Raw genomic sequence first — 334 nt, 5'->3', positions numbered from 1 at the left:
CTCTTCCATTTCCAAGAGATGAACTCGAAATATTTCTTCGAGCTTCTAGAAGACAATCTGGAGCTTGTCAATCCTGCCTTTAAAACTGTTTTTAAAACTTTTCTAAAGTATAAAACGTACATCACGAACGCAATGGAGCTTCCATATTCCAACGCTAAGCTGGAAGCGACCAATAAACTCATCAAAGACATCAAGAGGCAAGCGTTCGGCTTTAGGAACTTTACGAACTTTAAAACCAAGATATATATTGCTTTAAACATCAAAAATGAGAGAACGAATTTCGTCCTCTCTAGATGTTAGCTTTTCGTCTACCCACTACAGTTGACAAAGAGCC

Annotated in this window: 1 protein-coding gene; it reads left to right on the top strand. The window is 38.0% G+C overall.

The window, feature by feature from the left end:
- Positions 1-300: transposase (locus C1E99_RS13060; protein WP_161951221.1), on the top strand; the 300-nt coding region annotated here is incomplete at its 5' end.
- Between the last annotated feature and the right edge of the window lie 34 nt (positions 301-334).

It is taken from the genome of Streptococcus suis, from assembly GCF_002964045.1.
Classification (GTDB): Bacteria; Bacillota; Bacilli; order Lactobacillales; family Streptococcaceae; genus Streptococcus; species Streptococcus suis_U.
The sequence above is the reverse complement of the archived record's forward strand: the minus strand, read 5'-3'. Positions and strand labels throughout refer to the sequence as shown.